The sequence below is a fragment of the Methylobacterium bullatum genome (assembly GCF_014845095.1).
Taxonomy (GTDB): Bacteria; Pseudomonadota; Alphaproteobacteria; order Rhizobiales; family Beijerinckiaceae; genus Methylobacterium; species Methylobacterium bullatum.
Genome location: NZ_NKUG01000126.1, coordinates 19,909 through 45,847, shown reverse-complemented (window position 1 = coordinate 45,847; position 25,939 = coordinate 19,909). Strand labels below are relative to the sequence as shown.

At 67.8% G+C, this 25,939-nt stretch carries 23 protein-coding genes; 9 read left to right on the top strand and 14 right to left on the bottom strand.

What is annotated here, in order from left to right; translation table 11 throughout:
* Nucleotides 1-24 precede the first annotated feature (24 nt).
* Nucleotides 25-1,008: a beta-ribofuranosylaminobenzene 5'-phosphate synthase family protein gene (locus MBTS_RS17330; RefSeq protein ID WP_373321285.1), complete on the bottom strand. Its 984-nt coding sequence runs from the start codon at nucleotides 1,006-1,008 to the stop codon at nucleotides 25-27.
* Nucleotides 1,009-1,388: 380 nt separating this feature from the next.
* On the opposite strand from MBTS_RS17330, the gene MBTS_RS17325 reads away from it, so the two are divergent.
* The 5 genes from MBTS_RS17325 (at nucleotide 1,389) to MBTS_RS17305 (ending at nucleotide 7,563) form a co-directional block, all read left to right on the top strand.
* Nucleotides 1,389-2,468 (top strand): molybdopterin-binding domain-containing protein, encoded by a 1,080-nt coding sequence (locus MBTS_RS17325; RefSeq protein WP_147832767.1) that lies wholly within the window; start codon nucleotides 1,389-1,391, stop codon nucleotides 2,466-2,468.
* A complete protein-coding gene (locus MBTS_RS17320) occupies nucleotides 2,462-4,105 on the top strand; it encodes a formylmethanofuran dehydrogenase subunit A (RefSeq protein WP_147832766.1) in 1,644 nt (547 codons plus the stop codon). Before MBTS_RS17325 ends, MBTS_RS17320 begins: the two co-directional genes overlap by 7 nt.
* Nucleotides 4,106-4,156: 51 nt before the next feature.
* On the top strand, nucleotides 4,157-5,113 hold the full coding sequence (gene fhcD, locus MBTS_RS17315) for a formylmethanofuran--tetrahydromethanopterin N-formyltransferase (protein WP_056149327.1): 957 nt from the start codon (nucleotides 4,157-4,159) through the stop codon (nucleotides 5,111-5,113).
* Entirely contained in the window at nucleotides 5,110-5,910 is an 801-nt protein-coding gene (locus MBTS_RS17310) for a formylmethanofuran dehydrogenase subunit C (protein ID WP_147832765.1), read from the top strand. The genes fhcD and MBTS_RS17310 overlap by 4 nt, the downstream gene beginning before the upstream one ends.
* A gap of 825 nt (nucleotides 5,911-6,735) precedes the next feature.
* Nucleotides 6,736-7,563: an outer membrane protein gene (locus tag MBTS_RS17305; RefSeq protein ID WP_147832764.1), complete on the top strand. Its 828-nt coding sequence runs from the start codon at nucleotides 6,736-6,738 to the stop codon at nucleotides 7,561-7,563.
* Nucleotides 7,564-7,857: 294 nt separating this feature from the next.
* Here the strand turns inward: MBTS_RS17305 and parE are convergent, their stop codons facing one another.
* Nucleotides 7,858-9,948 carry a DNA topoisomerase IV subunit B gene (gene parE / locus MBTS_RS17300; RefSeq protein WP_238253905.1) on the bottom strand — a complete coding sequence of 697 codons (2,091 nt, stop codon included), beginning with the start codon at nucleotides 9,946-9,948 and terminating at the stop codon, nucleotides 7,858-7,860.
* A 182-nt stretch (nucleotides 9,949-10,130) separates the two neighbouring features.
* Nucleotides 10,131-12,119 carry a PhoX family protein gene (locus MBTS_RS17295; protein ID WP_192216106.1) on the bottom strand — a complete coding sequence of 663 codons (1,989 nt, stop codon included), beginning with the start codon at nucleotides 12,117-12,119 and terminating at the stop codon, nucleotides 10,131-10,133.
* Nucleotides 12,120-12,252: 133 nt separating this feature from the next.
* Between MBTS_RS17295 and MBTS_RS17290 the strand changes: the two genes are divergently transcribed.
* Nucleotides 12,253-12,450, top strand: coding sequence for a hypothetical protein (locus tag MBTS_RS17290; protein ID WP_043764315.1), 198 nt, complete (start codon nucleotides 12,253-12,255; stop codon nucleotides 12,448-12,450).
* A gap of 9 nt (nucleotides 12,451-12,459) precedes the next feature.
* Here the strand turns inward: MBTS_RS17290 and bchE are convergent, their stop codons facing one another.
* From bchE to MBTS_RS17260, 6 genes are all read right to left on the bottom strand, one after another.
* Nucleotides 12,460-13,998: a magnesium-protoporphyrin IX monomethyl ester anaerobic oxidative cyclase gene (gene bchE / locus MBTS_RS17285; protein WP_192216105.1), complete on the bottom strand. Its 1,539-nt coding sequence runs from the start codon at nucleotides 13,996-13,998 to the stop codon at nucleotides 12,460-12,462.
* 29 nt (nucleotides 13,999-14,027) lie between these two features.
* Nucleotides 14,028-14,738, bottom strand: a complete 711-nt coding sequence (locus tag MBTS_RS17280; RefSeq protein WP_192216104.1) for a di-trans,poly-cis-decaprenylcistransferase — start codon at nucleotides 14,736-14,738, stop codon at nucleotides 14,028-14,030.
* A 38-nt stretch (nucleotides 14,739-14,776) separates the two neighbouring features.
* Entirely contained in the window at nucleotides 14,777-15,145 is a 369-nt protein-coding gene (locus MBTS_RS17275) for a transcriptional regulator (protein WP_192216103.1), read from the bottom strand.
* Nucleotides 15,138-15,749, bottom strand: coding sequence for a hypothetical protein (locus MBTS_RS17270; protein ID WP_147833342.1), 612 nt, complete (start codon nucleotides 15,747-15,749; stop codon nucleotides 15,138-15,140). Before MBTS_RS17270 ends, MBTS_RS17275 begins: the two co-directional genes overlap by 8 nt.
* A 99-nt stretch (nucleotides 15,750-15,848) precedes the next feature.
* On the bottom strand, nucleotides 15,849-16,577 hold the full coding sequence (locus MBTS_RS17265) for an aspartate/glutamate racemase family protein (RefSeq protein ID WP_018043454.1): 729 nt from the start codon (nucleotides 16,575-16,577) through the stop codon (nucleotides 15,849-15,851).
* A gap of 17 nt (nucleotides 16,578-16,594) precedes the next feature.
* Nucleotides 16,595-18,097, bottom strand: a complete 1,503-nt coding sequence (locus tag MBTS_RS17260; protein ID WP_147833341.1) for an NCS1 family nucleobase:cation symporter-1 — start codon at nucleotides 18,095-18,097, stop codon at nucleotides 16,595-16,597.
* Between the two features lie 321 nt (nucleotides 18,098-18,418).
* On the opposite strand from MBTS_RS17260, the gene MBTS_RS17255 reads away from it, so the two are divergent.
* Nucleotides 18,419-19,999 carry a DEAD/DEAH box helicase gene (locus tag MBTS_RS17255; RefSeq protein WP_056149308.1) on the top strand — a complete coding sequence of 527 codons (1,581 nt, stop codon included), beginning with the start codon at nucleotides 18,419-18,421 and terminating at the stop codon, nucleotides 19,997-19,999.
* 108 nt (nucleotides 20,000-20,107) lie between these two features.
* Nucleotides 20,108-21,175: a GGDEF domain-containing protein gene (locus tag MBTS_RS17250; protein WP_018043451.1), complete on the top strand. Its 1,068-nt coding sequence runs from the start codon at nucleotides 20,108-20,110 to the stop codon at nucleotides 21,173-21,175.
* Between the two features lie 30 nt (nucleotides 21,176-21,205).
* Here MBTS_RS17250 and MBTS_RS17245 read toward each other — a convergent pair whose 3' ends face one another.
* A complete protein-coding gene (locus tag MBTS_RS17245) occupies nucleotides 21,206-21,583 on the bottom strand; it encodes a HesB/IscA family protein (protein WP_018043450.1) in 378 nt (125 codons plus the stop codon).
* Nucleotides 21,584-21,741: 158 nt separating this feature from the next.
* Here MBTS_RS17245 and MBTS_RS17240 point away from each other — a divergent pair, with 158 nt between their 5' ends.
* Nucleotides 21,742-22,335, top strand: a complete 594-nt coding sequence (locus MBTS_RS17240) for a Uma2 family endonuclease (protein ID WP_238253906.1) — start codon at nucleotides 21,742-21,744, stop codon at nucleotides 22,333-22,335.
* A gap of 6 nt (nucleotides 22,336-22,341) precedes the next feature.
* Here MBTS_RS17240 and MBTS_RS17235 read toward each other — a convergent pair whose 3' ends face one another.
* The 4 genes from MBTS_RS17235 to sufD are packed head-to-tail and all read right to left on the bottom strand — an operon-like array spanning nucleotide 22,342 to nucleotide 25,938.
* The gene (locus MBTS_RS17235) at nucleotides 22,342-22,722 is read right to left on the bottom strand and encodes an SUF system Fe-S cluster assembly protein (RefSeq protein WP_018043448.1); all 381 of its coding nucleotides are present in this window, start codon (nucleotides 22,720-22,722) and stop codon (nucleotides 22,342-22,344) included.
* Between the two features lie 11 nt (nucleotides 22,723-22,733).
* The gene (locus tag MBTS_RS17230) at nucleotides 22,734-23,978 is read right to left on the bottom strand and encodes a cysteine desulfurase (RefSeq protein WP_018043447.1); all 1,245 of its coding nucleotides are present in this window, start codon (nucleotides 23,976-23,978) and stop codon (nucleotides 22,734-22,736) included.
* Nucleotides 23,975-24,637 carry a hypothetical protein gene (locus MBTS_RS17225; RefSeq protein WP_192216102.1) on the bottom strand — a complete coding sequence of 221 codons (663 nt, stop codon included), beginning with the start codon at nucleotides 24,635-24,637 and terminating at the stop codon, nucleotides 23,975-23,977. Before MBTS_RS17225 ends, MBTS_RS17230 begins: the two co-directional genes overlap by 4 nt.
* Nucleotides 24,616-25,938 carry a Fe-S cluster assembly protein SufD gene (gene sufD, locus MBTS_RS17220; protein ID WP_056149301.1) on the bottom strand — a complete coding sequence of 441 codons (1,323 nt, stop codon included), beginning with the start codon at nucleotides 25,936-25,938 and terminating at the stop codon, nucleotides 24,616-24,618. The genes MBTS_RS17225 and sufD overlap by 22 nt, the downstream gene beginning before the upstream one ends.
* Between the last annotated feature and the right edge of the window lies 1 nt (nucleotide 25,939).

Genomic DNA, 25,939 nt, shown 5'->3' with positions numbered 1-25,939 from the left:
AGCGTCGCTGATGCGCTTGTTGTCTTAAAGTGGCGTGACCGAGGCGCCGGTATTGCGACCGCGCGCGATCACGAAACGCAAAGGCCCTGGCCGGTCGAGGGACGCCACGAGGGCGCGTGCCTCCGCTTCGGACGGCACCAGGGCGAAACCCGTCGGCCCCCACGAGCTCTGGCCGTAGCCGGCGATTCCCTGGGCGGCGATGGCGGCGAGCGCCTCGGCCACGGCAGGGCTGGCGTAGCGCCCGCCCTGGTGAGGCGCGAAGTGATCGCCGATGAGGCGCTGGATCGTTGTGATGCCGGCGCCGAAACCATCCGGTTCGGCGGTGGCTGCCGCCGGCAGGACCTGCATCAGCACGATCCGGCAGATCGCGGCGGCCTGCTCCTCGGGAAAGCGCGGGAGATCGCGAAACGCCTCGACCTCGCGGGTGCCATGCACGCCGGTCATGCTCTCGTCGAGGATCAGCACGATCCGCCACGCCTCCGGATAGGCGAGGCGCGCGATCAGCGGCGGCGGGCCGTTGCTGGCGTCACGGCCGCCATCCACGATGAGGCCGCCCTGGGTGAAGGCGGCCAGACCCACGCCCGAGCGGTTGCCGCGATCGAGGGCGTCGGCGAAGGCGTCGGGCGAGAAGGGGCGACCGTCGAGGGCGGCGAGCGCCGCCGCCACGCTGAGGGCGAGCTGCGTGCCCGAGCCGAAGCCGGCATGGGCCGGGATCGCCTCGTCCACCCGGATGGAGGCCGCTCCCCGAAGGCCGAGATGGCGCGCCGCGACCTCGGCATAGGTGCGGGCGCGGGCCGCCTCCGGCCCGATCACGTCGAGGGCGGGGGCCGCACGCGCGATGAGATCGATGGAGGGGGCGTCGACGGCGAGCCCGATGCTGCCGAAGCGCCGGCCGAGGCCCCCGTGCAGATCGAGGAAGCCGAAGTGAAGCCGCGCCGGTGCGCGCACCCTCACCGCACGGGTCCGTCCCGCCGTCTCGGCCGGCCGTTGATCCGGGATCTGGTCCACGTCGACCCCCTTCATGCGATAAGCCTTCATCCCTGCGCCGCGCGGGCCACGAGCCGAGCCGATCCGCCCCGGCGAGGCCTGACCGGAATTGCGACCGCATGGCGCTTGCCGGCGCGGGCTTCTCCCACGGAGGGCGGATCGGTCGCAAGCGTCGCCATACCATCAATCGTCGGGCTTCCGCAGGCCGGGGCTCCACCGGATGCCGGGAAGGTGCGGCGTGGCGGGACGGCAGAAGGGAGTCGACGGCGGTCGTTGGGGGGTTGCTTGCGGCGCCTCCGCGATGCAAACGTGCCGGCCCACTAGGAATGGACTGGCGCAGTCCCGCCGTGTGCGACGCTGAACACAGCGCGTGCCGGGCCCTCGTTCTCCAAGGTGTAGGCATGGCTGCCTGGGTAAAGGGTGGTGCGGCGGACGTGAGCGCAGCGGTGGAGGCCGCCGCCACGCTCCTCGCCGCAGCGAAGACTCCGATCGTCACGGGATTGAGTGCGGATACGAGCGCGGTGCGGGCGGCCTATCATTTGGCCGGACTCATCGGTGCCTCCGTCGATCCCGTCGGCGGCGACGGCCTCTATGCGGAGCTCGGCCCCCTCAGCCAGTTCGGCAATCTCAACACCACGCCGGCCGAGGCGATCGGCCGGGCCGATGCGGTGCTGATCGTCGGTTTGCGCCCGTGGGACAGGCCGATCGTGCAGGAGATCGCCGCTTCCGCGCCGGTGCGCGGTCGCGCCGCCGGTTCCGAGCGCACGCTGCTCTCCCTCGGTGGCCCCGGCGACGGCGCCACACGGCACGTCTCCTATCCGGCCGCGGCCGGCGGTCTCGCCGTCTCGGTGGCGCATCTGCGCGCCTACGTGAAGGGCAACCTCGCCGGCGAGGCGGCCTATGCCGATCTCGGCCGGCGCCTGACGACGGCCCAGTACGGTGTCGTCCTCTACGATGCCGCCGAACTCGGCGATCTCGGCGTCGAGATGCTGCAGGGGCTGGTGCGCGATCTCAACGATCTGACGCGGTTCTTCGCGCTCTCCGTCTCGGATGGGTTCCAGGGCCGCGCCGTGACCCAGCTCGCCTCATGGACCACCGGCCAGCCGCCGCGGGTCGGCTTCGGCCGTGACCTGCCCGAGCATGATCCCTGGCGGTTCGACAGCGCGCGCCAGGTGGCCGCCGGCGAGGCCGATGCCGCGCTCTGGCTCGCCTCCCTCCCCGCCCCGCGCCCTGACTGGCTCGCCGGTCTACCCTCCATCGCCATCGTCGGTGAAGGAAGCCCCGATGCCACGGGCGACGTCGCCGAGATCGTCATTTCGGTGGGCGTGCCCGGCGAGACCGCAGGTGGCGCCCTGTGGAACGAGCGCCGTGCGGCGATCACCTATTCACCTCCGGTTGGCCAGCCGGCCGACCTGACTGCGGCCGGTGTGCTCGCCGCCATCCAGAATCGCCTCACGCAGAAGAAGGGCGCCTCATGCTGATCCTGATCCAGGGCGGCCGGGTCGTCGATCCCACCGCCGGCCGCGACGGCGTCGGCGACGTCTGGATCGAGGACGGCCGCGTCGTGGCCCCGTCCGAGCGCAACCCCGACAAGACCATCGACGCCTCTGGCTGCGTCGTGATGGCGGGCGGCGTCGAGGTGCATTCGCACATCGCCGGCGGCAACGTGGTGATGAGCCGCCTGCTCCTGCCCGACCTCTATGTCAGCGAAGCTGCGCCCGAGGGCCATCCCTTCGCCCATGCCGGCGGCTCGGCCGCCTGGATCGGCGCGAACTACGCGCGGATGGGCTACACCATCGCCGTCGAGCCGGCGATGCCGCCGACGAACGCGTTGGCGACCCATCTCGAACTCGCCGACATCCCCCTGCTCGACCGCGGTGCACTCACCGTGATGGGCAACGACGACCAGCTCCTCGACTTGCTGCGCCAGCGCGAGGGCAAGGCGGCGGTGCGCGACCTCGTCGCCCTGTCGGTGGCGACCTCGCGCGGTCTCGGCGTCAAGTGCATCAACGCGGGCGGCGCCTCGGCCTTCAAGGACGGGATGCTCAATCTCAGCCTCGACGAGGAGATCCCGGTCTACGGCCTCTCCACCCGCAAGATCATGAACGCCCTCCTCGATGCGGTGGAGGAGATCGGCGTGCCGCATCCGCTGCATGTCCATGCCAACAACCTCGGTATTCCCGGCGCCGACGATTCCTTCGTGGCGACGATGGAGGCGGCGGAAGGCCGGCGCATCCACTTCGCCCATGCGCAGTTCTACGCCTACGGCGCGGTCGATCCGGCCAATCCCGGCACCGGCGGCTTCCGTTCGGCGGCCGAGCGCATCACGGAGGCGATGGAGAAACACCCCAACGCCACCTTCGACGTGGGTCAGGTCGCCTTCGGCCAGACGGTGACGATCTCGCTCGACGTCATCCGCCAGTTCGCCGGCCGCAAGGGCGCGAACCCGAAGAAGTGGATCATCACGGCGGGCGACGCGGAAGGCGGCGGCATCGTGCCGTTCCTCTACAAGCCGCGCGGCCCCGTGAGCTCCCTGCAATGGGCGATCGGCCTCGAACTGATGCTGCTCTCGGGCGACCCCGAGCGCACTATCCTCACCACCGACCACCCCAATGGCGGCCCCTTCACCGAATATCCGCGGATCATCCATCTGCTGATGGACAAGGAGGAGCGCGACCGCGAGATATCCTCCCTGCACAAGGTCATCGCCGAGCGCTCTGGCCTCTGCGGCATCGAGCGGGAATACACCTTCTCCGAAATCGCCCAGCTGACGCGCTCCGGCCCGGCCAAGCTCCTCGGCCTCGCCGATCGCGGCCACCTGCGCGAGGGCGCGCGCGCCGACGTCGCGATCTACCGCGACGAGAAGAACCGGACCGCGATGTTCGCCCGCGCCAAACTGGTGCTCAAGGACGGCCACGTCATCGTCGAGGATGGCGAGATCGTCGATTGGCGCGCGGGCCATACCCTGGAATTGACGGTGGAATCCGACAAGGCGATGGAGACGCGCACCGACGCTTATCTCGATGCCCGTTTCGGTGCCGGTCTCGACAGCTTCACCGTGCCGGACGAGGCCTTCCCCGTGAGCGATGTGTTCGAGGACGTGGCATGTCGAGCTTGAGAATGATGCCGGGCCTGATGACGACGCCTCGCGTGGGTACGGTGACCGAGCATGACTGACCTGACCCTCAACGGCATCCCGGTGATCGACACCTTCGCCGAGGCGTTCGACGTCGCCGGCACGGCGCTGATCATCACCAACGACACCGCCAAATGGGCGATGATCGCCGCGGTCACGATGACCGGATTCGCGACCTCGGTGATCGGCTGCGGCGCCGAGGCCGGGATCGATTGCGAACTCTCGCCGGAGGAGACTCCGGACGGACGCCCCGGTGTGCGGGTGCTGCTGTTCGGCTTCGAGCCGAACGGCCTCAAGGACCAGCTCCTCAAGCGCGTCGGCCAGTGCATCCTCACCTGCCCCGGCACGGCCTGCTATGCGGGTGTCGACGGGCCGCACAAGATCAAGCTCGGCGGCGCGATCCGCTACTTCGGTGACGGCTTCGCCGTGGCCAAGCGCCTGACCGATCCCGTCACCGGCAAGGCGCGGCGCTATTGGCGCGTCCCCGTGATGGACGGCGAGTTCCTGTGCGAGGATTTCGTCCGCGCGGTGGATGGCGCGGTGGGCGGCGGCAACCTGCTGTTCCTCGGGCGCAACCATGCCGAGACCCTCAAGGTCGCGGAGATCGCCGTGGATGCCGCTCGTTCGGTGGCCGACGTGATCCTGCCCTTCCCCGGCGGCATCGTCCGCTCCGGCTCGAAGGTCGGCGCGCGCACCAAGGGCATGATGGCCTCCACCAACGACGCCTATTGCCCGACCCTCAAGGGCCGGGCCGGCTCGGAACTCGCGGCCGAGGTCGGCGTGGTGCTCGAGATCGTCATCGACGGGCTCACCTCGCGCTCGGTGGCCGAATCCATGCGCGCGGCGCTCCACGCTTCCACCGAAGCCGGTGCCGCGCACGGGCTCGTCGCGGTGACGGCGGGCAATTACGGCGGCAATCTCGGCCGCCACCATTATCACCTGAAGGACCTGCTCTCGAAGGAGCCGGCGAGCGAGGCTGGAGCGGCATGAGCACCCTCACCCTGCGCCAGGAGCCGCCGGAGCGGCTCGATTTCCTCCACGTGACTCCGCTCTCGCTGAGCGGCCTCTCCGAGACCGAGGCGGCCAGGCTCCCCATCGGCACCAGCCGACGCGGCCTGACGCTGGGCGACGTCTTCGCCATCAGCCTCGACGGATCCGACAGCCTGACCATCGAGGGCGGCTCGTCCCGCTTCGACAGTGTCGGTGCCTCCCTGAGTGGTGGCTCGATCCGCGTCGTCGGCGATGTCGGCCAACGTCTCGGCGCCGGTATGGCGTCGGGATCGGTGACGGTCACGGGATCGGCCGGGCCCTATGCCGGCTCGGGCGCCAAGGGCGGCACGATCACCATCGAGGGCGATGCCGGTGATCATGCCGGCGGAGCGGTCTATGCCGCCAAGGCGGGGCTCGACGGCGCCACGCTGGTGATCCGCGGATCGGCCGGCGATTACCTCGGCGACCGCATGCGGCGCGGTCTGATCCTTGTCGGTGCCGCGGGCGCCAATGCCGGATCGCGGATGATCGCAGGTACGATCGCGGCCCTCTCGGTGGGCGACCATCCGGGCTACGGCATGCGGCGCGGGACGATCCTCGCCGGCGGACACGGTGCCCTGAGCCCGAGTTTCGTCGAGACGGGAACGCACGATCTCGTGTTCCTGCGGCTGCTCGCCCGGTCCCTGCGTGCCCTCAGCCCCGCCCATGCCGACCTCGCCTCCGGTGCGCTCAAGCGCTATTCCGGCGATCTCGCCACCCTCGGCAAGGGTGAGCTCTGGGTCACGGCCGGGCGATAGGCCCTTCGATTCCTCCCCGGCGGCGGCACGGCCCCCGTCGGGGAGACGATCCGCGAAGCCTTCAGGGGCATGGCTTCGATCGAGGTTGCCCGTCGGGCATTGCCGGAAGACCTGCCGCCTCCCGCGAGGGATGGGCGTCGCCGTCGGTTCACCGGGCACTCCCGCCAAACTCCGAGCATAGTCGGTCCGGGTAAGGCCCGCGACGGCCAAGCACCCAAGGCCAAGACCGATCACTGTCAGGACAGGTCGGACCTTGATGGAGCGGCCGTATTGCGGTGTTGCCTTGCTCCCCGAATGTCTCGGTCTCGCCTTGAGGCAGCGGCCGGATCACCAGGATGGATGGATCCTGCCGCGACGGGGCTGCGAATGCCGCAGCGGGCTGAATGCCGGCTTCGGACGCGCGACCACGGAATCGTCGGGCGCGCTTAACCTTCTGTTACCTGCATTTGCTTGCCGAGCCTTGCCGATGGAGCGACGCCTTCGCATCGCTCACCAGACGGGTAATCTTCGCATCGCAAGCGGGGACAAAAAGCTGTTCCTAATTCGCATGATGCAGAATTGTTCCGCTTAATAAATGCTTGCGGGAAGTGAAAGCCGGTCGTCACGGCAGTGTGATCTGGATCAGCCGCGAGGTGAGCAGGAAAGGCACCGGAAGTGCGCCAGAGCACGTCACTGGCCTCTCATTCCTCACTTGCGCCTAACCTTTACCCTTCGTTGACGGGTGCCGCTGTATTCGATGGATGTTGTTGCAGGAATGCGACAGACCTCACGCCCGTCCGAGCCTACAAGCACCTAGGCTTAATGCCCATCAGGACCAGACACACAATGAAAAGACTGCTTCTCGCTACGACCGTTCTCGCCGGCCTGACTGCTGTCGCTTCGGCCGCCGACCTTCCCCGTCGCGCCGCCCCGCCGGTCTTCGTCCCGGTCCCGGTCTTCACGTGGACGGGCTTCTACGCCGGTATCAACGCCGGTTACGCTTTCGACGCCGGCAAGGAAGGCCCGAACTCCTTCCCGGTGGCCAGCCGCTTCACCGCCGCCGGCGTCCCGCAGGTCGCCACCTTCAAGAAGGACGGCCAGGACGGCTTCTCCGGCGGTGCGCAGATCGGCTACAACTATCAGTTCACCCCGGGTTCGGGCGTTGTCGTCGGTATCGAAGCCGATGCTCAGTACCTCGATTTCGGCGCCAAGCGTCGTGACTCCGGTGTCGTTGCCGCTCCCGGCTTCGCCATCAACGACCCTCGTGGCCTCTCCAGCCTCGACTACTTCGGCACCGTCCGCGGTCGTCTCGGCTACGCCTTCGACCGCACCCTCGTGTACGGCACCGGCGGTTTCGCTTACGGCGCCGGCAGCAGCGAGCGTGACTTCGGCGGCTTCCGCGGCAACGACGACTTCCGCACCGGCTACGCCGTCGGCGGTGGTATCGAATACGCGCTCCCCACCGAGTCGTTCTTCAACTTCTTCCGCGCTTCCGCTGTGACGCTGAAAGTCGAAGGCCTGTACGTGAACCTCGATCGCGGCAACCGCAATCAGGGCGCCTTCATCATCAACACCGCCAACAACGCGGTTGTGCAGTCGATCAGCACCGGTCGTCGCGACGATGAGTTCGCCGTCGTCCGCGCCGGCCTGAACTACAAGTTCGGCACCTACTAGGATCGTCCATGATCGTCGCGCGGTCCTCACCGAGGATCGCGCGGCATCAGGATCGTCCACGTGAAAAACCCGGCCTCGCGGCCGGGTTTTTTGCGTTGACGGACCTCTCTCGCAATTCACCCTGGTCCGGACGTCCGGAGCGCAAGCGAAGGGTGATTTGGAGTTCATCGCGGGATGTGCCGCGTCTGCGACTTGGGGGAGGCGCCGCGCGGCTCTTCGCCACCGACTCCGTTGGCGCTCCACCCCTGGGAAGAGAGGCGGCTCGAATAGGCAGAACTCGCGCCCCGCCTGTCCTCAGATGTCGAGTGTCGCCTCGTCGGCGAAGGCGGCACGCTCGGAGATGAAGGCGAAACGGGCCTCCGGCTTGTTGCCCATCAGCCGTTCCACGGCATCACCGGTGGAATCCCGCGCCTCGTCGAGGACAGCCACGCGCAGGAGCGTGCGCTTCTTGGGGTCCATTGTGGTCTCCTTCAACTGCGCCGGCATCATCTCGCCCAGGCCCTTGAAGCGGCTGATCTCCACTTTGCCGCCCTTGAAGACGGTCTTGATCACGCGCTCCTTGTCGGCGTCGTCACGGGCATAGACCGTCTTGGCGCCGTGCTGGAGGCGGTAGAGCGGCGGGATCGCCAGGTAGAGATGGCCCTTGTCGATGAGCTTGGGCATCTGCCGGTAGAAGAAGGTGATCAGCAGGGATGCGATGTGGGCGCCGTCGACATCCGCGTCGGTCATGATGATGACCTTCTCGTAGCGGAGGTCTTCGCCCTTGTAGCCGTTACCCGTGCCGCAACCGAGCGCCTGGGTCAGGTCGGAGATGAGCTGGTTGGCGCCCATCTTGTCCCGACTGGCCGAGGCCACGTTGAGGATCTTGCCGCGTAGGGGCAGGATAGCCTGGCTGGCGCGGTCGCGCGCCTGCTTGGCCGAGCCGCCGGCGGAATCGCCCTCGACGATGAAGATCTCCGAGCCGGCCGTACCCGCCTTCGAGCAGTCGGCGAGCTTGCCCGGCAGGCGCAGCTTGCGAGTCGCGGATTTGCGCGCGACCTCCTTCTCCTGGCGTCGCCGCAGGCGCTCCTCGGCCCGGTCGATCACCCAGTCGAGGAGCTTGTTGGCCTGGGCCGGGGAGGCGGCCAGCCAGTGGTCGAACGCGTCACGGATCGCCGTCTCGACGATGCGCGAGGCTTCCACCGTGGCGAGCTTGTCCTTGGTCTGGCCTTGGAATTCCGGCTCGCGGATGAAGACCGAGAGCATCGAGGCGCAGGTCGCCATCACGTCGTCGGTGGTGACCGAGGTCATCCGCTTGGCCTGGCCGACGCGCTCGGCATGCTCGCGCAGGGCGCGCAGCAGGGCCACGCGCAGGCCGCTCTCGTGGGTGCCGCCCTCGGCGGTGGGAATCGTGTTGCAGTAGGAGTGCGAGACCCCGTCTTCCACCACCATCCAGGCGACGGCCCATTCGAGGGAGCCGTGGCCGCCGGGCTTCGTCACCTTGCCGGCGAAGACCGCGTCGGTGACGAGCTCCTTGCCGTCGAGGTCGCGGGCGAGATAGTCGCGCAGGCCGCCGGGGAAGCGGTGCACCGTCTCGGCCGGCACGTCGGCGATGCCCTCCAGCAGGGCGGGGGCACAGCGCCAGCGGATCTCGACGCCGCCGAACAGGTAGGCCTTGGAGCGCGCCATCTTGAACAGCCGGCGCGGATCGAACTTCAGCGCCCCGAAGATCTGCGCATCGGGGTGGAAGCGCACCCGCGTGCCGCGCCGGTTCTGCACCCGGCCGACGGTTTCCAGCGGACCCTGGACATGGCCCCGCGAAAAGGTCTGGCGATAGAGAACCTGGCTTCGGGCCACCTCGACTTCGAGGATGTCGGAGAGGGCGTTGACCACGGAGATGCCGACACCGTGCAGGCCGCCGGAGGTCTCGTAGACCTTCGAGTCGAACTTGCCGCCCGCATGCAGCGTGGTCATGATCACTTCGAGGGCGGATTTGCCCGGAAATTTCGGGTGCGGGTCCACCGGGATGCCGCGGCCATTGTCGGTGATGACGAGGTGGCCGGTCTCCTCCAGCTCCACCTCGATGTAGCTGGCATGGCCCGCCACCGCCTCGTCCATGGAATTGTCGATCACCTCGGCGAAGAGGTGATGCAGGGCGCGCTCGTCGGTGCCGCCGATATACATGCCCGGCCGGCGCCGGACCGGCTCCAGGCCTTCCAGCACCTCGATCGACGATGCGTCGTAGCCGGCTTCCGCCGCATCGACCGGTGCTCTCTCGAGGGGAGCGCGCGCCGCCGAAGCGGCCTTCGCGCCGCGCACGGGCGCCTGACCACCCGCGAACAGGTCGCTCGGCCGGCCGCCGGCGGGGGCCGGAACGGCCTGACGTGAGGTCTCGCGCTGAGTCATGGGCCAACCATACAGGAACGAAACGGAAACGTGAAGCGATGCCGCCCTCTTCGGCAGCCGCTCTCCCGGTGTTCCTGCGCAGCTTGCGCCGATTCCGTTAATGCTGTGTCGCCGGGGTACCGGAAGCGGGGGCTCGGCCACGCCTGCCCCCCTTGGCCGGAGGGGGCGATCGCGTCGCCCCGTCAGCTTCCGACCCGGCCACCGCCACGCCTGGTGATCGCGACGATGGCGGGGCGGGGCGGCATTCCGTCGATGAAATCCGGCCAGCGGGTGGAGGGCGCCTCGAAGGTGGCGGGCATGGCCTTCGGATCTTCCTCGTCGGCCTCGCCGGGATGCTGCACGGCGACGAAGAACGTGGTGTCGCCGGGTGTGAAGTAGGGGCCGCACATCTCGGCGCCGTTCGGCACCCTGAAGAAATGCTTGCCCGTGCCCCGTCCCTGCCCTTCCGTCTCCATCGCCCAGATGCCGTCGTTTCGCCCCGTCTTCGACGGCGAGTTCCCGTCGGTGGCGACCCAAAGCCGTCCCTGCCCGTCCACCGAGCAATTGTCCGGCATGCCGAACCAGCCGTCCTTCGTCGTCGCCGAGGAGAAGGTGGCGCCGACCGCCGCGATGGAGGGATCGCCGCATTTGACGAGGATTTCCCAGGCGAAGCCCGAGGCCGCGTGGTCGCCGTCGTCCGGGGTCAGTTCGACGATGTGGCCGAAGCGGTTGTCGGGCCGCGGGTTGGCGGCGTTCACGTCGCCCGCCTTGCGCTTCCCGTTGTTGGTCAGCATCACGTAGACCTTGCCGGTCTTCGGGTTGGCCTCGACATCCTCCGGACGGTCCATCTTGGTGGCTCCGAGGAGGTCGCTGGCGCGCCGGGCCTCGATGAGCACGTCGGCCTGGGCGGTGAACCCGTTCTCGGGTGTCAGCGGACCCTGTCCGAACACCAGGGGCATCCAGGCCCCGCGCCCGTCGGCATCGAACCGGGCGACGTGCAGCGTGCCGGAATCGAGGATATCGCGGTTGGCCGCCCGGTCGGCGAGGTCTACGGCCGCGTCGGTCACGAACTTGTAGACGTAGTCGAAACGCTCGTCGTCGCCCTGGTAGACGACGTACCGACCACTCTTCGAGACGATGCCGGCGGCGCCCTCGTGCTTGAACCGGCCCATGGCGGTGCGCTTCGTCGGGACGGAGGCGGGATCGAACGGGGCGATCTCCACCACCCAGCCGAAGCGATTGGGTTCGTTCGGTTCCTTGGAGAGGTCGAACCGCTCGTGGAAGCGGCCCCAGGCATAGGCGTTGCCGGGCAGGCCGAGACGCTTGTGGTTGGTCGCCTCGGCCGACCCCTCTGCGAGGGTGCCGGAGAAGTAATAGTTGATGTTCTCCTCGCAGGTGAGCCACGTCCCCCAGGGTGTGGTGCCGCCGGCGCAATTGTTGATCATGCCCTTCACCGCGCGGCCGGACGGGTCGTCGGTGGTCTTCAGCCGATCGGAGCCGGCCGCCGGGCCGGAGAGGGCCATCGGCGTCTCGACGGTGATGCGGCGGGCGTATCGCGACCCCGGCACCACGGCCCATTTGCCGTCGTTACGCTTCACCTCGATCACCGAGCCGCCATGGGCGGCCATCTCGATGTCGACGAGGTCGCGATTCATGCCCTTGAAGGCCACGGTCTTGATGTCCTGGCGGCCGAGGCCGGGAAACATCAGTTCCTCGTTGGTGTATTCGTGGTTGACCACGAGAAGGCCATGCGCGGCCGGATCGGCGGCGCCGGGCATCGGGAAATAGCCGACGAAGTCGTTGTTGTAGCCGAATTGCCGGGCCTGGGCCGCGGCACTCTGGTTGAGCGGGTCGAAGGCGGGCGCACCGGGCAGGACCGGATCGCCCCAGCGGATCAGGATGTCGGCATCGTGCCCCTCGGCCACGTGATGGTGTGCGTCCGATCCCGCCTCGATCTCCGTGAACGGGAACGGCGTCGCCTGTCCCTGCGCCGCCGCGGCCGGGCCGGCGGCGAGCGCGCGGGGCGTCACCACCGCCGCGATGGCACCGACCCCGAGCAGGCCGCGCAGCAGGTCGCGCCGGTCGAACCGGGTAGCGACCACGTCGCCGAAGGTGGCGTTCCGGCTCGGATTCGAACCGGCATCCTCGCCGTCTTCTGCGGCCTGCAAGCGGGTGCGCAGCGGCTCGGTCATGGTGAACTCGTTCCTTGGAATGGATCGAGTTCGAGTTAGGCGCGCCACATGGCGGGCGGATGACGCCGGCGTTCCGGAACCAACCCTGAGTTGGTGCGTTAGCACACATCGAACGTATCTATGGGAGAGCGACATGGCGCCGTCCGCAGCCTTGAGCATGGTGCGCCACGACGATCTCATTCGCGCATCGCAGGCGGCAGGCCGCGCCTTCTCGCCCATCGAGGATGGGCAGGATGAGGGCGCGGTCGCCTCGTCCAGGTTCCTGGCCCTCTCGGCCGTATCGCTGGCGGGGTTCATCGCCAGCTTCGGTATCTTCTTCGTCTTCATCTGAGGTCGACCGTCACGCCGCATCGGCGCGGGGCCTCGCGGCTTCGGGACGCCGTTCCGCGTTGACGACGACCATGGATTCTTCCTCGCTGTCCTGTGGCTCCCCCCAGAATTCTGCGACGCTCGGCCCGTTCTTCACCAACGGGTCGCGCAGGAAGTTCACGATCTCATAGGACCATACCCGACGCCCCATCCGCGTGTACCAGCGCATGGCGTGGCGTAGTCCCGCGTCGCGATGGAACACGACACGTGCGAGTGCACGCGGGCGAGCCTGGACCGCCACCTCGATGAACTTGAACCACAGCAGCACCCGCCACGGTGCCATGTGCCGGGTCGCCAGCACCTGATGCTTGTAGTCCCAACGGCGTCGATCGGTCTGGATCACCCGCCGATTCGCGGCGATGCTGAAATACGGCGTCCAGCGATGGGGCGTCACGTAGAGCATCTGGATCTGGTCGGGGTCGTAGGACAGGAGTTGGCGCAGGCCGCGCCAGTAATCCCGATCCGTCTCTTCCTCGAACCCGACGACCCAGGTCGCCATGGAGAGGATGCCATGGGCGCGAAGAAGGCGGATCGCCTCGCGGTCCGTGGTGGTGGCGCCGCCCTTCCTGATGCGCGCGAGGGTCGCCTCGTCGGTGCTTTCCAGCCCGAGGAGGAAGCGCGTCCAGCCGGCGCGCTTGTAGAGCTGCAGGATGTCGGCATCGCGCACGATGTCGTCGGCGCGGGTCGAGCCCACGAGGATGAGGTCCACATTCTCCGCGATCAGCGTTTCGAGGAAGACCCGCCACGCCTTCTTCGAGACGGTGGGGTTCTCGTCGGCGAAGTTGATGACCCGCACCCCGTGGTCGCGATGGAGCCGGGCCAGTTCCCTGGCAAACCTCACCGGGTCGCGATGACGCCAGCGGGTCCAGAAGCCACGCTGGCCGCAGTAGTTGCAGAGATGCGGACAGCCGCGTGAGAACTGCACGACGACGGCTCGCAGGCCGCCCCAATACTTGTAGCGGGCATGGTCGATGAGTTCCCAGCCGACGCGGTAGGCGTCGAGGTCGCGGATCACCGGCGCGGCCTGCGTGGCATGGGGACCGTCGCCGCTGCGAAAGGCGATGCCCGGCACGGAGGCGAGGGGCGATCCCGCTGAGAGCGCAGCCATCAGGCGGCGCGCCGTCTCCTCGCCCTCCCCGCGCACGATGGCGGCGACGTAGGGCTCGTCCCTCAGGATTTCGCGCCAGTGGTAGGTCGGAAACACACCGCCATAGACGATGGGGAGACCCGGCCGGGCGCTCGCCAGTCGAGATGCGAGGTCGGCGATGACCGGATGGCCCGAGGTCGAGCCGGAATGCCCGAACAGGACGGCATCGGGACGGAAGGCCAGAGCCTCCGCGACGATGGCGTCCGGGTCCATCGGGCCGAACTCCCCGTCGATCAGGCGCAGGTCGTGCCCGTCGTCGATGAGGGGGCCGCCGATGGCGAGAAGCCCCAGGGGCGGGAGATGGTCGTCGGGAATGCGGCTGCCGATGGCCGGGTGGGGTACGTTGACGAGGACGATGCGCATGGCTTTCCCTTTCTCCTGTCTCGATCCCCTCAGGCGGCGGCGGACGTGGCATCCAATCCGCCGAATCGCCGGTCGCGGCACCGGTAGGCGGCAAGCGCCTCTTCGAGGTCGGCGGCGCTGAAATCCGGCCAGTGGCGGCGCGTGAAGTGGAGTTCGGCGTAGGCGCTCTCCCAGAGCAGGAAATCGGATAGCCGCTGCTCGCCGCTGGTGCGGATCACGAGATCCACCTCGGGCACGCAGGCATCGCCCGTCACCAGGGCCGAGAAGGCGGTGCGGGTGATGCCGGGATCGCCGGCGCCAGCGAGGGCGGCGGCGAGGATGGCGTCGCGGGCGGAATAATCGACGGCGATCCGGAGATGCAGCGCCTTCCCCGCGAAGGTCGCGGCTTCCGCGCGGCCTATGGCGGCGGCGAGACCCTCGGGCAGACGGTCGCGCCGGCCGATCACGCTGAGCCGCACGCCGTTCTCCACCAATCTGGAGACCTCGTTGCGGAGATAGAGCCGGAGGAGCCCCATCAGGGCGGAGACCTCCGCTTCCGGCCGACGCCAGTTGTCGCAGGAGAAGGCGTAGAGGGTGAGGGTGCCGATTCCCTGCTTCGGCGCCGCCTCGACGACCCGGCGGATCGCCTCGACACCTTCCTTGTGGCCGAGCGCGCGGGGCAGGCCGCGCGCCGAGGCCCAGCGCCCGTTGCCGTCCATGATGATCCCGACATGCAGGCCGGGTGTCTGTTCACTTTGCATTACAAAGTTCCTTGGCAAAAAAAGACGGATTTCGGGCGTCAGGCCGGTCGGGCGACGAGGGGGAGGTTCGCGGTTTCGGCGGCCTTGGCAGCGTCCCGGACGACCTGTTCGAGGACGGCGAGGTAGTCGAGGAAACGCCTGCGCCCGGCCTGCGTCAGGTGGCAGGTGGTGAGCGGCCGCGTACCGCCCCGGCCCGTGCCATGACCTTTGCGGATCTCCACGAGGCCGGCCTCCTGCAGCACCTGGAGGTGGCGGCTGAGATTGCCGTCGGTGAGGCCGCAGAGCTGTTTCAGGTCGCCGAAGGCGAGGCCCTTCGGGGCCGCCATCAGCGAGGTGAGGAGGCCGAGCCGGGCCTTCTCGTGGATGACCCGGTCGAGGCCGTCATAAGCGAAAGGTGCCTCAGGCATCGGTCTCCTCCCGGGCGCGGTAGAGGATCGCCGCCATGAGGAACTGGCCGATGGCGAAGGGCATGCCCATGGTCCAGGGCGAGAGGGCATGGTCGGTACTGGCCAGCATCAGCACGGCGAGACCTGCCACCATGTACCAGGCGCCGGGCAGCGCGACGCCCTTCGGCAGGGACCGCACCGAGGCGAAGAGCCCGAGGCTGACGAGCACCTGCCACAGGCCGGGCAGCATCCAGAGGCTTTCCGGCGATACGCGCACCAGGACCAGGGCGAGCAGGGCGCCCGCCGCGCCCGCCGGCAGGAATTGCTCCACCGCGTTCACGATCGCCGTGTCGGTGAGCCCCGCATGGTCGCGCCGCGAACGGGCTCGCATCTCGGCGCCGATGAGGCCGGCGGAGGCCAGGGCGGTGGCGATCCAGCCGCCGAGGAACAGCAGCGGCTGCCCGGTCGGGTCGTCGAGCCAGGCATGCTGGGCCAGGGCGGTGCCGAGGGCGAGAACGCCCGTGGCGGCGATGGCGGAAGGGCCGAACCCGCAGAAGGCGTCGCCGCGGGCGAGCTGCGCGCGGATCGCTACGATATCGGCCAGGGCCTTGTCGAGATCGGACATCCGATGCTCCCGGATCAACTTTGTATCGCAAAGTAAGCCGATCCGATGGCCGCCCGCAAGTGCCTTCCGGCACGCGGGGTCATCGACTGCGGGTTTCCTTCAATCCTGCGCCAGCCGCTCGGCCAGGGTGGGCGACAGGCCGATGCTCTCGATGGACGGTGCCGGCTGCCCCGGCGGCAAGCCGCAGATCGCGGCGGCGAGGACCGCGCGGGTGCCCACTTCCACCGAGCACAGGACGGGCACCGGAACCTGCGGCTGGATGCGCTCGGCGAGGCCGGCGAGCGCTGCCCCGCCGAGGATCACCACATCCGCCCCGTCGCGGAGGGCGCAGGTGGTGCAGGCGGCGGCCAGATCCGCCAGGGCCGCTTCGGGGTCCCGTGCGATGCGGTCTCCCGTTGGGGCGATGGTGCGGATGCCGGCGAGTTTGTCGGACAGGCCGATCCCCGCCACGAACTCCTCCAGCATCGGCCCCCACAGGGCGCCCCCGGTGACGATGGCGAAGCGCCCTCCCCGCGCGGTGGCGGCAAGGCACGAGGCTTCCGCCATTCCCACCACCGGAAGGGGGGAGATCTCGCGGAGCGCCCCGAGCCCCGGATCACCGAAACAGGCGAGATAGACCGCGTCGCAGCCCTCCGCGTGCTCGGCCAGCGCGTCGAGGGCGGCATGGGCCGCAATCGCCGACGCGGCCCGGCTGGTGATGTAGCGGGCGCCGAAGCGCCCGGTGACCGGCACGAACTCGGCGGCGTCGCCCGCCACCCGCCGTGCATGCCGGGTGACAAGGTCGGTGACGGAGTCGGTCGTGTTGGGGTTGATCAGCAGGATGCGCAAAGGGAATCGGTCTCCGGTCAGGCCTTGGCCGTGACCGCCGTCTTACGCATCAGGACGAGATAGATCGAGAAGCCCAGGGCCACGCCGATGAACCAGCTGAAGTTCGCCAGACTCCCCAGGGCCGGGATGACGGCGCAGAGCACCGGCACCAGGGCGGAGGGAATGACGCTGTAGATGGCGGCGCGGTTGTAGCCGCCATCGTACCAATACGTGCCCGTCGGGCTCATCGTGTAGAGGTCGTCCACCACCACGTGCTGCTTCCGCACCACGAAGAAGTCGGCGATCAGGATGCCGAAGAGCGGGCCGATGAACGCGCCGAGGATGTCGAGCGTGTAATGGATCACGGCCGGGTTGTTGTAGAGGTTCCACGGGGTGATGAAGATCGAGGCCACGGCCGCGATCATGCCGCCCATGCGCCAGCTGATGTGCTGCGGCGCCACGTTCGAGAAGTCGAAGGCCGGCGAGACGAAGTTGGCCACGATGTTGATGCCGATCGTCGCCGTCATGAAGGTGAAGGCGCCGAGCACCACCGCGTAGGTGTTGTCGATCTTGCTCACTGTCTCCACCGGATCGATGATGAGATGGCCGAAGACCGGGAGTGTCGACGAGGTGGTGATGACGGTGAGCAGCGAGAAGCCGATGAAGTTCACCGGCAGGCCCCAGAAATTGCCGGCCTTCACCGCCGGGAACGACTTTCCGTAGCGTGAGAAGTCGCCGAAATTCAGCATCGGGCCGGAGAAGTACGAGACGACCAGGGCGACCGCGTTGATCATCACCGGCAGGGCGTCCCAGCCCTGGTACTTCACCTCGCCCAGCGTGAGGCCGACATTCGACACGCCGGCCTTGGCCACGAGGTAGATCGCCAGGGCGATCATCACCACGTAGACGGCGGGGCCGGCCCAATCGATGAACTTGCGGATCGCCTCCATGCCGCGCCAGAACACGAGGGCCTGGATCACCCAAAGGGCCATGAAGGCCGCCCAGCCGAGGCTGGACAGGCCGGCGAAGCCGAACTGGGTTACGTCGGCATAGGGTTTCAGCTCCGGATAGAAGCGCAAGGCCACGATCATGAAGGCGCTGGAGGCGAGGTAGGTCTGGATGCCGTACCAGGCGACCGCGATGAGGCCCCGGATGATGGCGGGGATGTTGGCGCCCTTCACGCCGAAGGAGGCCCGGCAGATCACCGGATAAGGCGTGCCCGTGACTTGGCTCGGCTTGGCCACGAGGTTGCAGAAGAATTGCACGATGAGGATGCCGACGAGCAGCGAGACCAGCACCTGCCAGCTCACGAGGCCGAGGGAGAACAGGCTGCCCGCCGTGATATAGCCGCCGACGCTGTGGACGTCCGACATCCAGAAGGCGAAGAAATTGTAGGTGCCCCAGGTCTGCTTCCTGAGGGGGGCCAGGTCCTCGTTGGTGAGGCGGTCGTCGTAGCCGGGCTTGATCACCACGTCGGCATGGGATGTGGGGACGGCGCCTCCGGACGCGGCCGGTTCGGTGATCGATGCGCTGTGTGACATGAGCCCGGTCCTCCTTCGTCGAGAGGGCCGAAGCCCATGTCCGATGGGCATCGGCCCAAGCAGGGCGTGTGCCAGCTTGGCAGTACTCCCGCTCACTCGGTCGATATCCCGTAGGGTGCGGTATGCACCGGATAAGCGAGGGTGCTCGGCCAGTGGTCGATTGACAAGACACCTCAAGGCTCTAAGTGTCCCGCAACGCGTGTGCGCGGCTGGTCTAGTGTTCGAGCGATCCTTTTCGAACGGACCTCGAAGCCTGGTTCACGACGATCTTCTCCGTGCGGACCCTTACGAGTTCCCGCGCGCAACGGTTCACATCAGCATATGTCTTTTGCCGACCTCGGATTGAGCGACAAGGTCCTCCAGGCCGTCACGGCCGCGGGCTACACGGACCCGACGCCGATCCAGGCTCAAGCCATCCCGCATGTTCTGGCGCGTCGCGACGTGCTCGGCATCGCCCAGACCGGGACCGGCAAGACCGCCGCCTTCACCCTTCCGATGCTCACCCTGCTGGAGAACGGCCGGGCGCGCGCGCGCATGCCGCGCACGCTGATCCTGGAGCCGACCCGCGAACTCGCGGCCCAGGTGGTCGAGAATTTCGATCGCTACGGCCTGAACCACAAGCTCAACGTGGCCCTGATCATCGGCGGCGTCTCCTTCGCCGAGCAGGATGCCAAGCTGATGCGCGGCGCCGACGTGCTGATCGCGACGCCCGGTCGCCTGCTCGACCATTTCGAGCGCGGCAAGCTCCTGCTCACCGGCGTCGAGCTCCTCGTCATCGACGAGGCCGACCGGATGCTCGACATGGGCTTCATCCCCGACATCGAGCGCATCGTGAAGATGGTGCCGTTCACGCGCCAGACCCTGTTCTTCTCCGCCACCATGCCGCCGGAGATCGAGCGGCTGGCGGACGTTTTCCTGCACAACCCGCAGCGGATCGAGGTGGCACGTCCGGCCTCCACCGCAACCACGATCGTACAGAAGCTGGTGGCCGCGGGCTCGGAGGGCCACGAGAAGCGCGACCTCCTGCGCCGGCTCATCCGCGGAGAGGCCGATCTCAACAACGGCATCATCTTCTGCAACCGCAAGCGCGACGTCGCGCTGCTGCAGAAGTCGCTGGCGAGCCACGGCTTCAACGTGGCGGCCCTGCACGGGGACATGGATCAGCGCGCCCGCACCATCGCCCTCGACGGCTTCCGCTCCGGCGAGGTTCCGTTGCTGGTGGCGAGCGACGTCGCGGCCCGCGGCCTCGACATCCCGGCGGTCAGCCACGTCTTCAATTTCGACGTGCCGCATCATCCGGAGGACTACGTCCACCGCATCGGCCGCACCGGCCGCGCGGGTCGTGCCGGCCATGCCTTCACCCTGGTGACCCGCTCCGACGAGCGCTCGGTGACCGCCATCGAGAGCCTGATCGGCCAGCCGATTCCCTGGGCGGAGGGCGATCTCGGCACCCTGGCCGAGCCGTCGGTGGATGTCGTCGAAGAGGGGGAGACCCGGACCCGCCACCGCGGACGCAGTGGCGATGCCGCGCGGCGCTCGCGCGGCGGCGAAGGCGGTCGCTCCGAGGCGGCCAAGCCCGAGGGACGGCGCTCGTCGTCCCGTGAGCGTCCGCCCGCCCGGCGTTCCGAGCCCGCACGGGCCGAGGCCGCCGTCGCTGCCCCCCCCGCTCACGAGGAAGTCGCCGATACGCCGCGTGAGGCCCCGCGCCGGCGCGAGCCGTCGCGTCCTCCGCAGGAGCAGCGCACCCCGGATCCGCGCAAGGCAGCCCCCGACCGTAGCCGCGACGAACGCCGTCCCTCACCCCGCCGCCGGGACGACGAAGAGGGTGACACGCCGCTCGGTCTGGGCGAGCATGTGCCCGCCTTCCTTCTGCGTCCGGTCGTTATCAAAAAGGCGAAGTAACGCGCGGGTCCGCAAACTGTTCCCGATACTTTAACGGGCTCTCCACCATCCATCCGCTAACATGCGCTCCCCGGCCATCGATGCCGGATCAGGGGGCGAACGGGGTCGATGAGTCACGGAAGCTACGGTGACAGGGAGAGAACCTTCGCTCTGGCCGACCGCGCCAACGTCCTGATGCGTGACTACGGTTCCTCGGCGACGCCCCAGGCCTATGCCGTCTGGTACACCTACGTGTCGGGCACGCAGCCGTTGATGAACGACGCGATCAAGGGGCTGACCACCGAGAACGGTAGCCTTTCGGATGCCGATATCGATTCCCTCTACGAGACCTATATCGACAGCCGCCGCCTCGTCGCCGCCACCGAGCGGATGAACGCGAACATGCTGGCCGAGATCGAGGGCATCATGGAAGTGATGGACCTCTCTCTGGGTTCGACGGCCCAATACGGCGAATCGCTTCAGGCCCTGTCGCACGACCTCGACGTATCCGACCAGAACCGCGCCCGCGTCCGCGAGATCATCACGACCCTGGTCTCGACCACCCGGGAAATCACCGCCAGCAACCGGACCCTCGAAGCGCGCATGCGGGAAAGCCGCAACGAGATCGAGACCCTGCGCGAGACCCTGGAAGCGACGCGGCTGGAGAGCCTCACCGATCCCCTCACCGGACTGTCCAACCGCAAGCACTTCGAGGAAAGCCTGCGCAAGATGGTCGACGGCGCCGCCAGCCAGGCGATCCCCTCCAGCCTGATCGTCATCGACGTCGATTTCTTCAAGCGCTTCAACGACGTCTACGGCCACCTCACGGGCGATCAGGTGCTCCGGCTCGTGGCCATCGTCATGCGCGAGCATCTCAAGGCTCGTGTCACCCTCGCCCGTTTCGGCGGTGAGGAATTCGGGATTCTCCTGCCCGAGACCAACCGTGCCGCGGCCGTCGCCATCGGCGAGAAGGTCCGTGCCAGCGTGATGGGGCGTGAACTGGTGAAGCGGACCACGGGAGAGTCCCTCGGGAAAGTGACGATTTCCCTCGGGGTCGCCACGTCGCGCCCGGGCGACACTGCCGTGTCCCTCCTCGAACGCGCCGACCAGTGCATGTTCATGGCCAAGCGCGACGGCCGCAACCGGACCGTGGACGATTCCCGCGTCGCGTTGGAGACGCTCACGGCCGTCGCTTGAGCGCCTCCGCGAACTGAGGCCGCTCTCGCTTCAGGCCGATGCGCGGAGCGCTTCGGGATTGGCAGGCGTGATCGCGACGGACTCGCCACAGCCGCAGGACGAGGTCTGGTTCGGGTTGTTGAACACGAACTGGGACGACAGCTTCGTCGTCTTGAAGTCCATTTCCGTGCCGAGGAGGAACAGGAGCGCCTTCGGGTCGACGAACACCGTCACCCCGCGATCCTCCACCATATCCTCGCCGGGGTTGCGCCCTTCGGCATATTCCATCGTGTAGGACATGCCGGCGCAGCCGCCGTTCTTCACACCGACCCTCAGGCCGGCGATGGGCTTCTCGGCATCGGCGATGATGGCCTTGATCCGGTCCGCCGCTGCGTCGGTGAGGGACAGGACCTTGAAACTCTTGAGCATGGGTCTCTCCGGCAGCCGGGTTCAAGGCCCGGGCGGTTGAGGATGATGGTACGTCGTTAAGATAAGGATGGCGGAGGCCGCGGTCCACTGTCGTCATGAGGCACCAGCCGGCGGTCTTCGGATTATGCTATCATCCCGGGCGGCCGAGGACGGATTTCATGGCACAGACGGCACGACGCCTGATGAGCGTAGAAGAATTCTTTGATTGGCAGCAACGCCAGGATTTTCTCTACGAACTCGTCGATGGCGTGCCGGTCCCGCACGTGAAAATGATGACGGGTGCCAGTGCGCAGCACGACCGCGTCACCGTGAACATCATTGCCGCTCTCCACGGCCAGCTTCGCGGAACGGGGTGTCGGCCGACGACGGACGATATCGGCCTGCGCACGGGGATCTCGACCTTGCACCGGCCTGCCGTGACCGTGGAATGCGGCGATCTCATCTTGGACAGCTACGAGAGCCGGACACCCAGACTTGTCGTCGAGGTATTGTCACCCTCGACGAGCACCATCGATCGCTTCCGGAAGCTGGAGGAGTACAAGCGTCATCCGACGATCGCTTACATCCTGCTCGTGGAGACCCGGTGGCCCAGCGCGACCTTGTATCGGCGCGACGGCGAGTCATGGATGACACAAGCCTTCGAGGCGATCGACGAGACCATCGATCTGCCGATCATCGGGGCAATGCTGCGGATGACGGATGTCTACGACAGCATGACGTTTGCCCCGCACCGCGAGGCACCGATCAGCTGAGGCGTGCTACCACATGTCGAGGGCGACGCGGGCTTCGTCCGACATCCGGCTCTGGTCCCACGGCGGATCGAATACCATCGTGACGCTGCAGGATTGGATGCCCGGCACGGCGGCGACCGCCGTCTCGACCCAGCCCGGCATCTCGCCGGCCACGGGACAGCCGGGCGCCGTCAGCGTCATGTCGATGGCGACCGTGCGGTCGTCGGCGATGTCGACCTTGTAGATCAGGCCGAGCTCGTAGATGTCGGCCGGGATCTCGGGATCGTAGACGCTCTTCAAAGCGGCGACGATGGCGTCGGTCAGCCGGTCGAGCTCTTCGGGCGGGATCGCCGAATCGCTGGCGATGGCGGGGGTGTTGGCTCCGCCGGTGATGGTCGAGTCGCTCATGGTGTGGATCCTCAGGCGAACATCATCTCGGCCTTGGCCAGTGCCTCGGCGAGGGCGTCCACTTCCGCATGGGTATTATACAGCCCGAACGAGGCGCGACAGGTGGAGGTCGCACCAAATCGTGTGAGGAGCGGCATGGCACAATGGGTGCCGGCCCGGATCGCGACGCCGTAGCGGTCGATCACGGTGGCGATGTCGTGGGCATGCGCGCCTTTCATCTCGAAGGCGATGACCCCGCCCTTGCCCTTGGCGGTGCCGATCATCCGCACGGAATTCATGGCTCCGAGGCGCTCCTGCGCGTAGGCGAGCAGCGAGGCCTCGTGCGCCGCGATTCTCTCGCGCCCGAGGGTCATCATGAATTCCAGCGCCGCGCCGAGGCCCACCGCCTCGATGATCGCCGGCGTTCCGGCCTCGAACCGGTGCGGCGGGTCGTTATAGGTGATCGTGTCCTGCGAGACGGTCCGGATCATTTCGCCGCCGCCCTGGTAGGGAGGCAGGCGCTCCAGCCATTCCTTCTTGCCGTAGAGCACGCCGATCCCGGTGGGGCCGTAGACCTTGTGGCCGGTGAAGACGAAGAAGTCGCAATCGAGCGCCTTCACGTCGATCTCCTGGTGGACCGCGCTCTGGGCGCCATCCAGAAGCACCGGCACGCCGTGAGCGTGGGCGATGCGGACGATCTCGGCCGCCGGCGTCACCGTGCCGAGCACGTTGGACATGTGGGTGATCGCCACCATCCTGGTGCGCGGCGTGAACAGTTTTTCGTACTCGTCGACGAGGAAATTGCCCGCGTCGTCCACCGGCGCCCACTTGATGACGGCTCCTCTGCGCTCGCGCAGAAAGTGCCAGGGCACGATGTTGGAATGGTGCTCCATGATCGAGAGGATGATCTCGTCCCCCTCCCCGATCTGGCCGAGCAACCCCATGGACGAGGCCACGAGGTTGTAGGCCTCGGTGGCGTTGCGGGTGAAGATGATCTCGTCGGTGGACTCGGCGTTGAGGAACTGCCGCGTGGTCTCGCGCGCGCCCTCGAACCCCTCGGTCGCGGCATTCGCCATGAAATGCAGCCCGCGATGGACGTTGGCGTAGCCGGTCTCCATGCAGTTCACCATGGCGTCGATGACCGCGCGCGGCTTCTGCGACGAGGCCGCGTTGTCGAGATAGACCAGCGGCCGGCCATAGACCTTCTGGGCCAGGATCGGGAACTCGGCCCTGATCGCCTGGACGTCGTAGGGGGTGTTCGGGACGGGTGCGTTCATGGCGCGTCTCCTGCAAAGAAGTCACTGAGGACATCGCCGAAAAGGCCGACGGCCAGGATGAGAACCAGGGTGAGCATGAGGATCGACCCGGCCATCGCGAACGCCATGGCTTTGGCGGAGGCGAGGCCCGTCGCCTCCGAGAGGCACAACCCGATATAGGCGAGCCCTAGGAAGAAGATCAGGACATTGCCTGCCGTACCCTGGTTCAGGGCCTCGAAAATCAGGGTCAGCCCGAGCGAGGGAAGCACCGCGACCCACGTCGCGAGAGCGACGCTGGTGCGCACCGTCGCCAAACTCGGCCTCTCGGAGGTCGCCCGCGCAAATGCCCAGGTGCCGACGCTGATGACGAGGTAGAGTGCAGCCACCGCTCCCAGGAACAGCGTAGTGTAGGATGCCATTCGTAGGGCGACGGCCGTGCCCGAATCGAGGGTTCCCACATGGTCTGACAGAAGGACGATGGGGGAAGTCTCGCTGAGATCCACCAAAACCACGAGACTGGTGCCGAGGACGAACAGGGCAAGCCGCCAGGGCTCCGAGAGACCGCCCTGCGCGAGTGTCTCCCGCATGGCGTCCCGCGCGTTCAGGGGGCCGCGCAGCAGGTGCCGCGCGGCCAAGCCCGGGGAATAACCTTGCTGCATCACCCTCGCGCCGCGAGCCACGCCTCGATCGTGCCGATCAGTGCCTCGCGCGCGCCCTCGTGGCTGACCGACTCGATGGCCGCCCCGAGGAAGGCCTGGACCAGCAGGCTCTCGGCCTGGGCCTTCGGCAGCCCGCGCTGCATCAGGTAGAACAGCAGGTCGTCGTCGAGTGCGCCGCAGGTGGCGCCGTGGCCACAGGCGACGTCGTCGGCGAAGATCTCCAGTTCGGGCTTGTTCATCATCTGGCCCTCGTCGGACAGGATGAGACAGGCCGACATCATCTTGCCGTCGGTCTGCTGGGCCGCCTGCTGGACGATGATCTTGCCCTGGAACACGCCCGTGGCTTCGCCATCCACCACGGTCTTGAACAGCTCGCGGCTGACGCCGCCCGTGGCGGCATGGTCGGCCAGGAAGGTGGTGTCGGAGAGTTGCTTGCCGTTCAGCATGGCCGCGCCGTTCACCACCGCGCGGGCATCGGCCCCGGCGAAGTTCAGGTAGACCTGATGCCGGGAGAGCACCGCGCCCACCACCACGTTCACGGTTTCCACCGCGGCCTCGGCGCCGAGCTTCACGGACAGGGTCGACAAGGCCACCGCCTCGCGGCCTTCCGCGTTCAGGCGGGCGTGCCGGAAGGTGGCGTTATCGGCCACCACCACGTCCATGGCATCGTTGGGCTGGTAGGCGATGCCGTCCGGCCCTTCGTGACTCTCCAGGATCAGCGCTTCCGCGCCCTCCCCCAGCGTCACCAGCACGCGGGTGGCGGTCGAGTAGGCTTCCGTGCCGGTGCCGATGAAGCGCAAGTGCAAGGGCGTCTCGACCTTGGCCCCGGCCTCCACGCTGATCAGCGCGCCGTCCGCCAGGAAGGCGGTGTTGAGCTGGTAGATCGGGTTCTCGGAGGCCTGACGAACGGGCGTCAGTTTCTCCAGAAGCGCGTTCCCGGTGGTCAGCGCCTCGTTGAGCGGCGTCACGGTGATGCCGGCCGGGATGCGGCCGAGATCCGACTGGTCGGCGATCAGGTGACCGTTGACGAAGGTGAGGCGCACGGCGTCGATCCCGGCAAAGCCCTTCGCTTCGGCCACCGCCGCCTTGGCGGTGTCGGCGGAGGGCATCTCGGCCGGGTGGGCGGCATCGCGGAACGCGGAGCGCAGGTCGGTGTATTTGAACGCCTCGACGCGGCGGGTCGGCAGGCCCACCGCCTCGAAATAGCGGAAGGCCTCCTCACGGGCGATGGACACGCCCGTTGGGTACTTCATCTTCGTGGCTTCGAAGAGCTTCGACAGGCCGGTCTCGGCCGCCGTGCGCAAGGGGGTGATGTCGGCCATA

Bases quoted from the DNA above. Each gene is read 5' to 3' on its own strand.
- MBTS_RS17325 (WP_147832767.1), top strand. From the start codon at position 1,389: ATGGCTGCCTGGGTAAAGGGTGGTGCGGCGGACGTGAGCGCAGCGGTG.
- MBTS_RS17320 (WP_147832766.1), top strand. From the start codon at position 2,462: ATGCTGATCCTGATCCAGGGCGGCCGGGTCGTCGATCCCACCGCCGGC.
- fhcD (WP_056149327.1), top strand. From the start codon at position 4,157: ATGACTGACCTGACCCTCAACGGCATCCCGGTGATCGACACCTTCGCC.
- MBTS_RS17310 (WP_147832765.1), top strand. From the start codon at position 5,110: ATGAGCACCCTCACCCTGCGCCAGGAGCCGCCGGAGCGGCTCGATTTC.
- MBTS_RS17305 (WP_147832764.1), top strand. From the start codon at position 6,736: ATGAAAAGACTGCTTCTCGCTACGACCGTTCTCGCCGGCCTGACTGCT.
- parE (WP_238253905.1), bottom strand. From the start codon at position 9,948: ATGACTCAGCGCGAGACCTCACGTCAGGCCGTTCCGGCCCCCGCCGGC.
- MBTS_RS17295 (WP_192216106.1), bottom strand. From the start codon at position 12,119: ATGACCGAGCCGCTGCGCACCCGCTTGCAGGCCGCAGAAGACGGCGAG.
- MBTS_RS17290 (WP_043764315.1), top strand. From the start codon at position 12,253: ATGGCGCCGTCCGCAGCCTTGAGCATGGTGCGCCACGACGATCTCATT.
- bchE (WP_192216105.1), bottom strand. From the start codon at position 13,998: ATGCGCATCGTCCTCGTCAACGTACCCCACCCGGCCATCGGCAGCCGC.
- MBTS_RS17280 (WP_192216104.1), bottom strand. From the start codon at position 14,738: ATGCAAAGTGAACAGACACCCGGCCTGCATGTCGGGATCATCATGGAC.
- MBTS_RS17275 (WP_192216103.1), bottom strand. From the start codon at position 15,145: ATGCCTGAGGCACCTTTCGCTTATGACGGCCTCGACCGGGTCATCCAC.
- MBTS_RS17270 (WP_147833342.1), bottom strand. From the start codon at position 15,749: ATGTCCGATCTCGACAAGGCCCTGGCCGATATCGTAGCGATCCGCGCG.
- MBTS_RS17260 (WP_147833341.1), bottom strand. From the start codon at position 18,097: ATGTCACACAGCGCATCGATCACCGAACCGGCCGCGTCCGGAGGCGCC.
- MBTS_RS17255 (WP_056149308.1), top strand. From the start codon at position 18,419: ATGTCTTTTGCCGACCTCGGATTGAGCGACAAGGTCCTCCAGGCCGTC.
- MBTS_RS17250 (WP_018043451.1), top strand. From the start codon at position 20,108: ATGAGTCACGGAAGCTACGGTGACAGGGAGAGAACCTTCGCTCTGGCC.
- MBTS_RS17245 (WP_018043450.1), bottom strand. From the start codon at position 21,583: ATGCTCAAGAGTTTCAAGGTCCTGTCCCTCACCGACGCAGCGGCGGAC.
- MBTS_RS17240 (WP_238253906.1), top strand. From the start codon at position 21,742: ATGGCACAGACGGCACGACGCCTGATGAGCGTAGAAGAATTCTTTGAT.
- MBTS_RS17235 (WP_018043448.1), bottom strand. From the start codon at position 22,722: ATGAGCGACTCGACCATCACCGGCGGAGCCAACACCCCCGCCATCGCC.
- MBTS_RS17230 (WP_018043447.1), bottom strand. From the start codon at position 23,978: ATGAACGCACCCGTCCCGAACACCCCCTACGACGTCCAGGCGATCAGG.
- sufD (WP_056149301.1), bottom strand. From the start codon at position 25,938: ATGGCCGACATCACCCCCTTGCGCACGGCGGCCGAGACCGGCCTGTCG.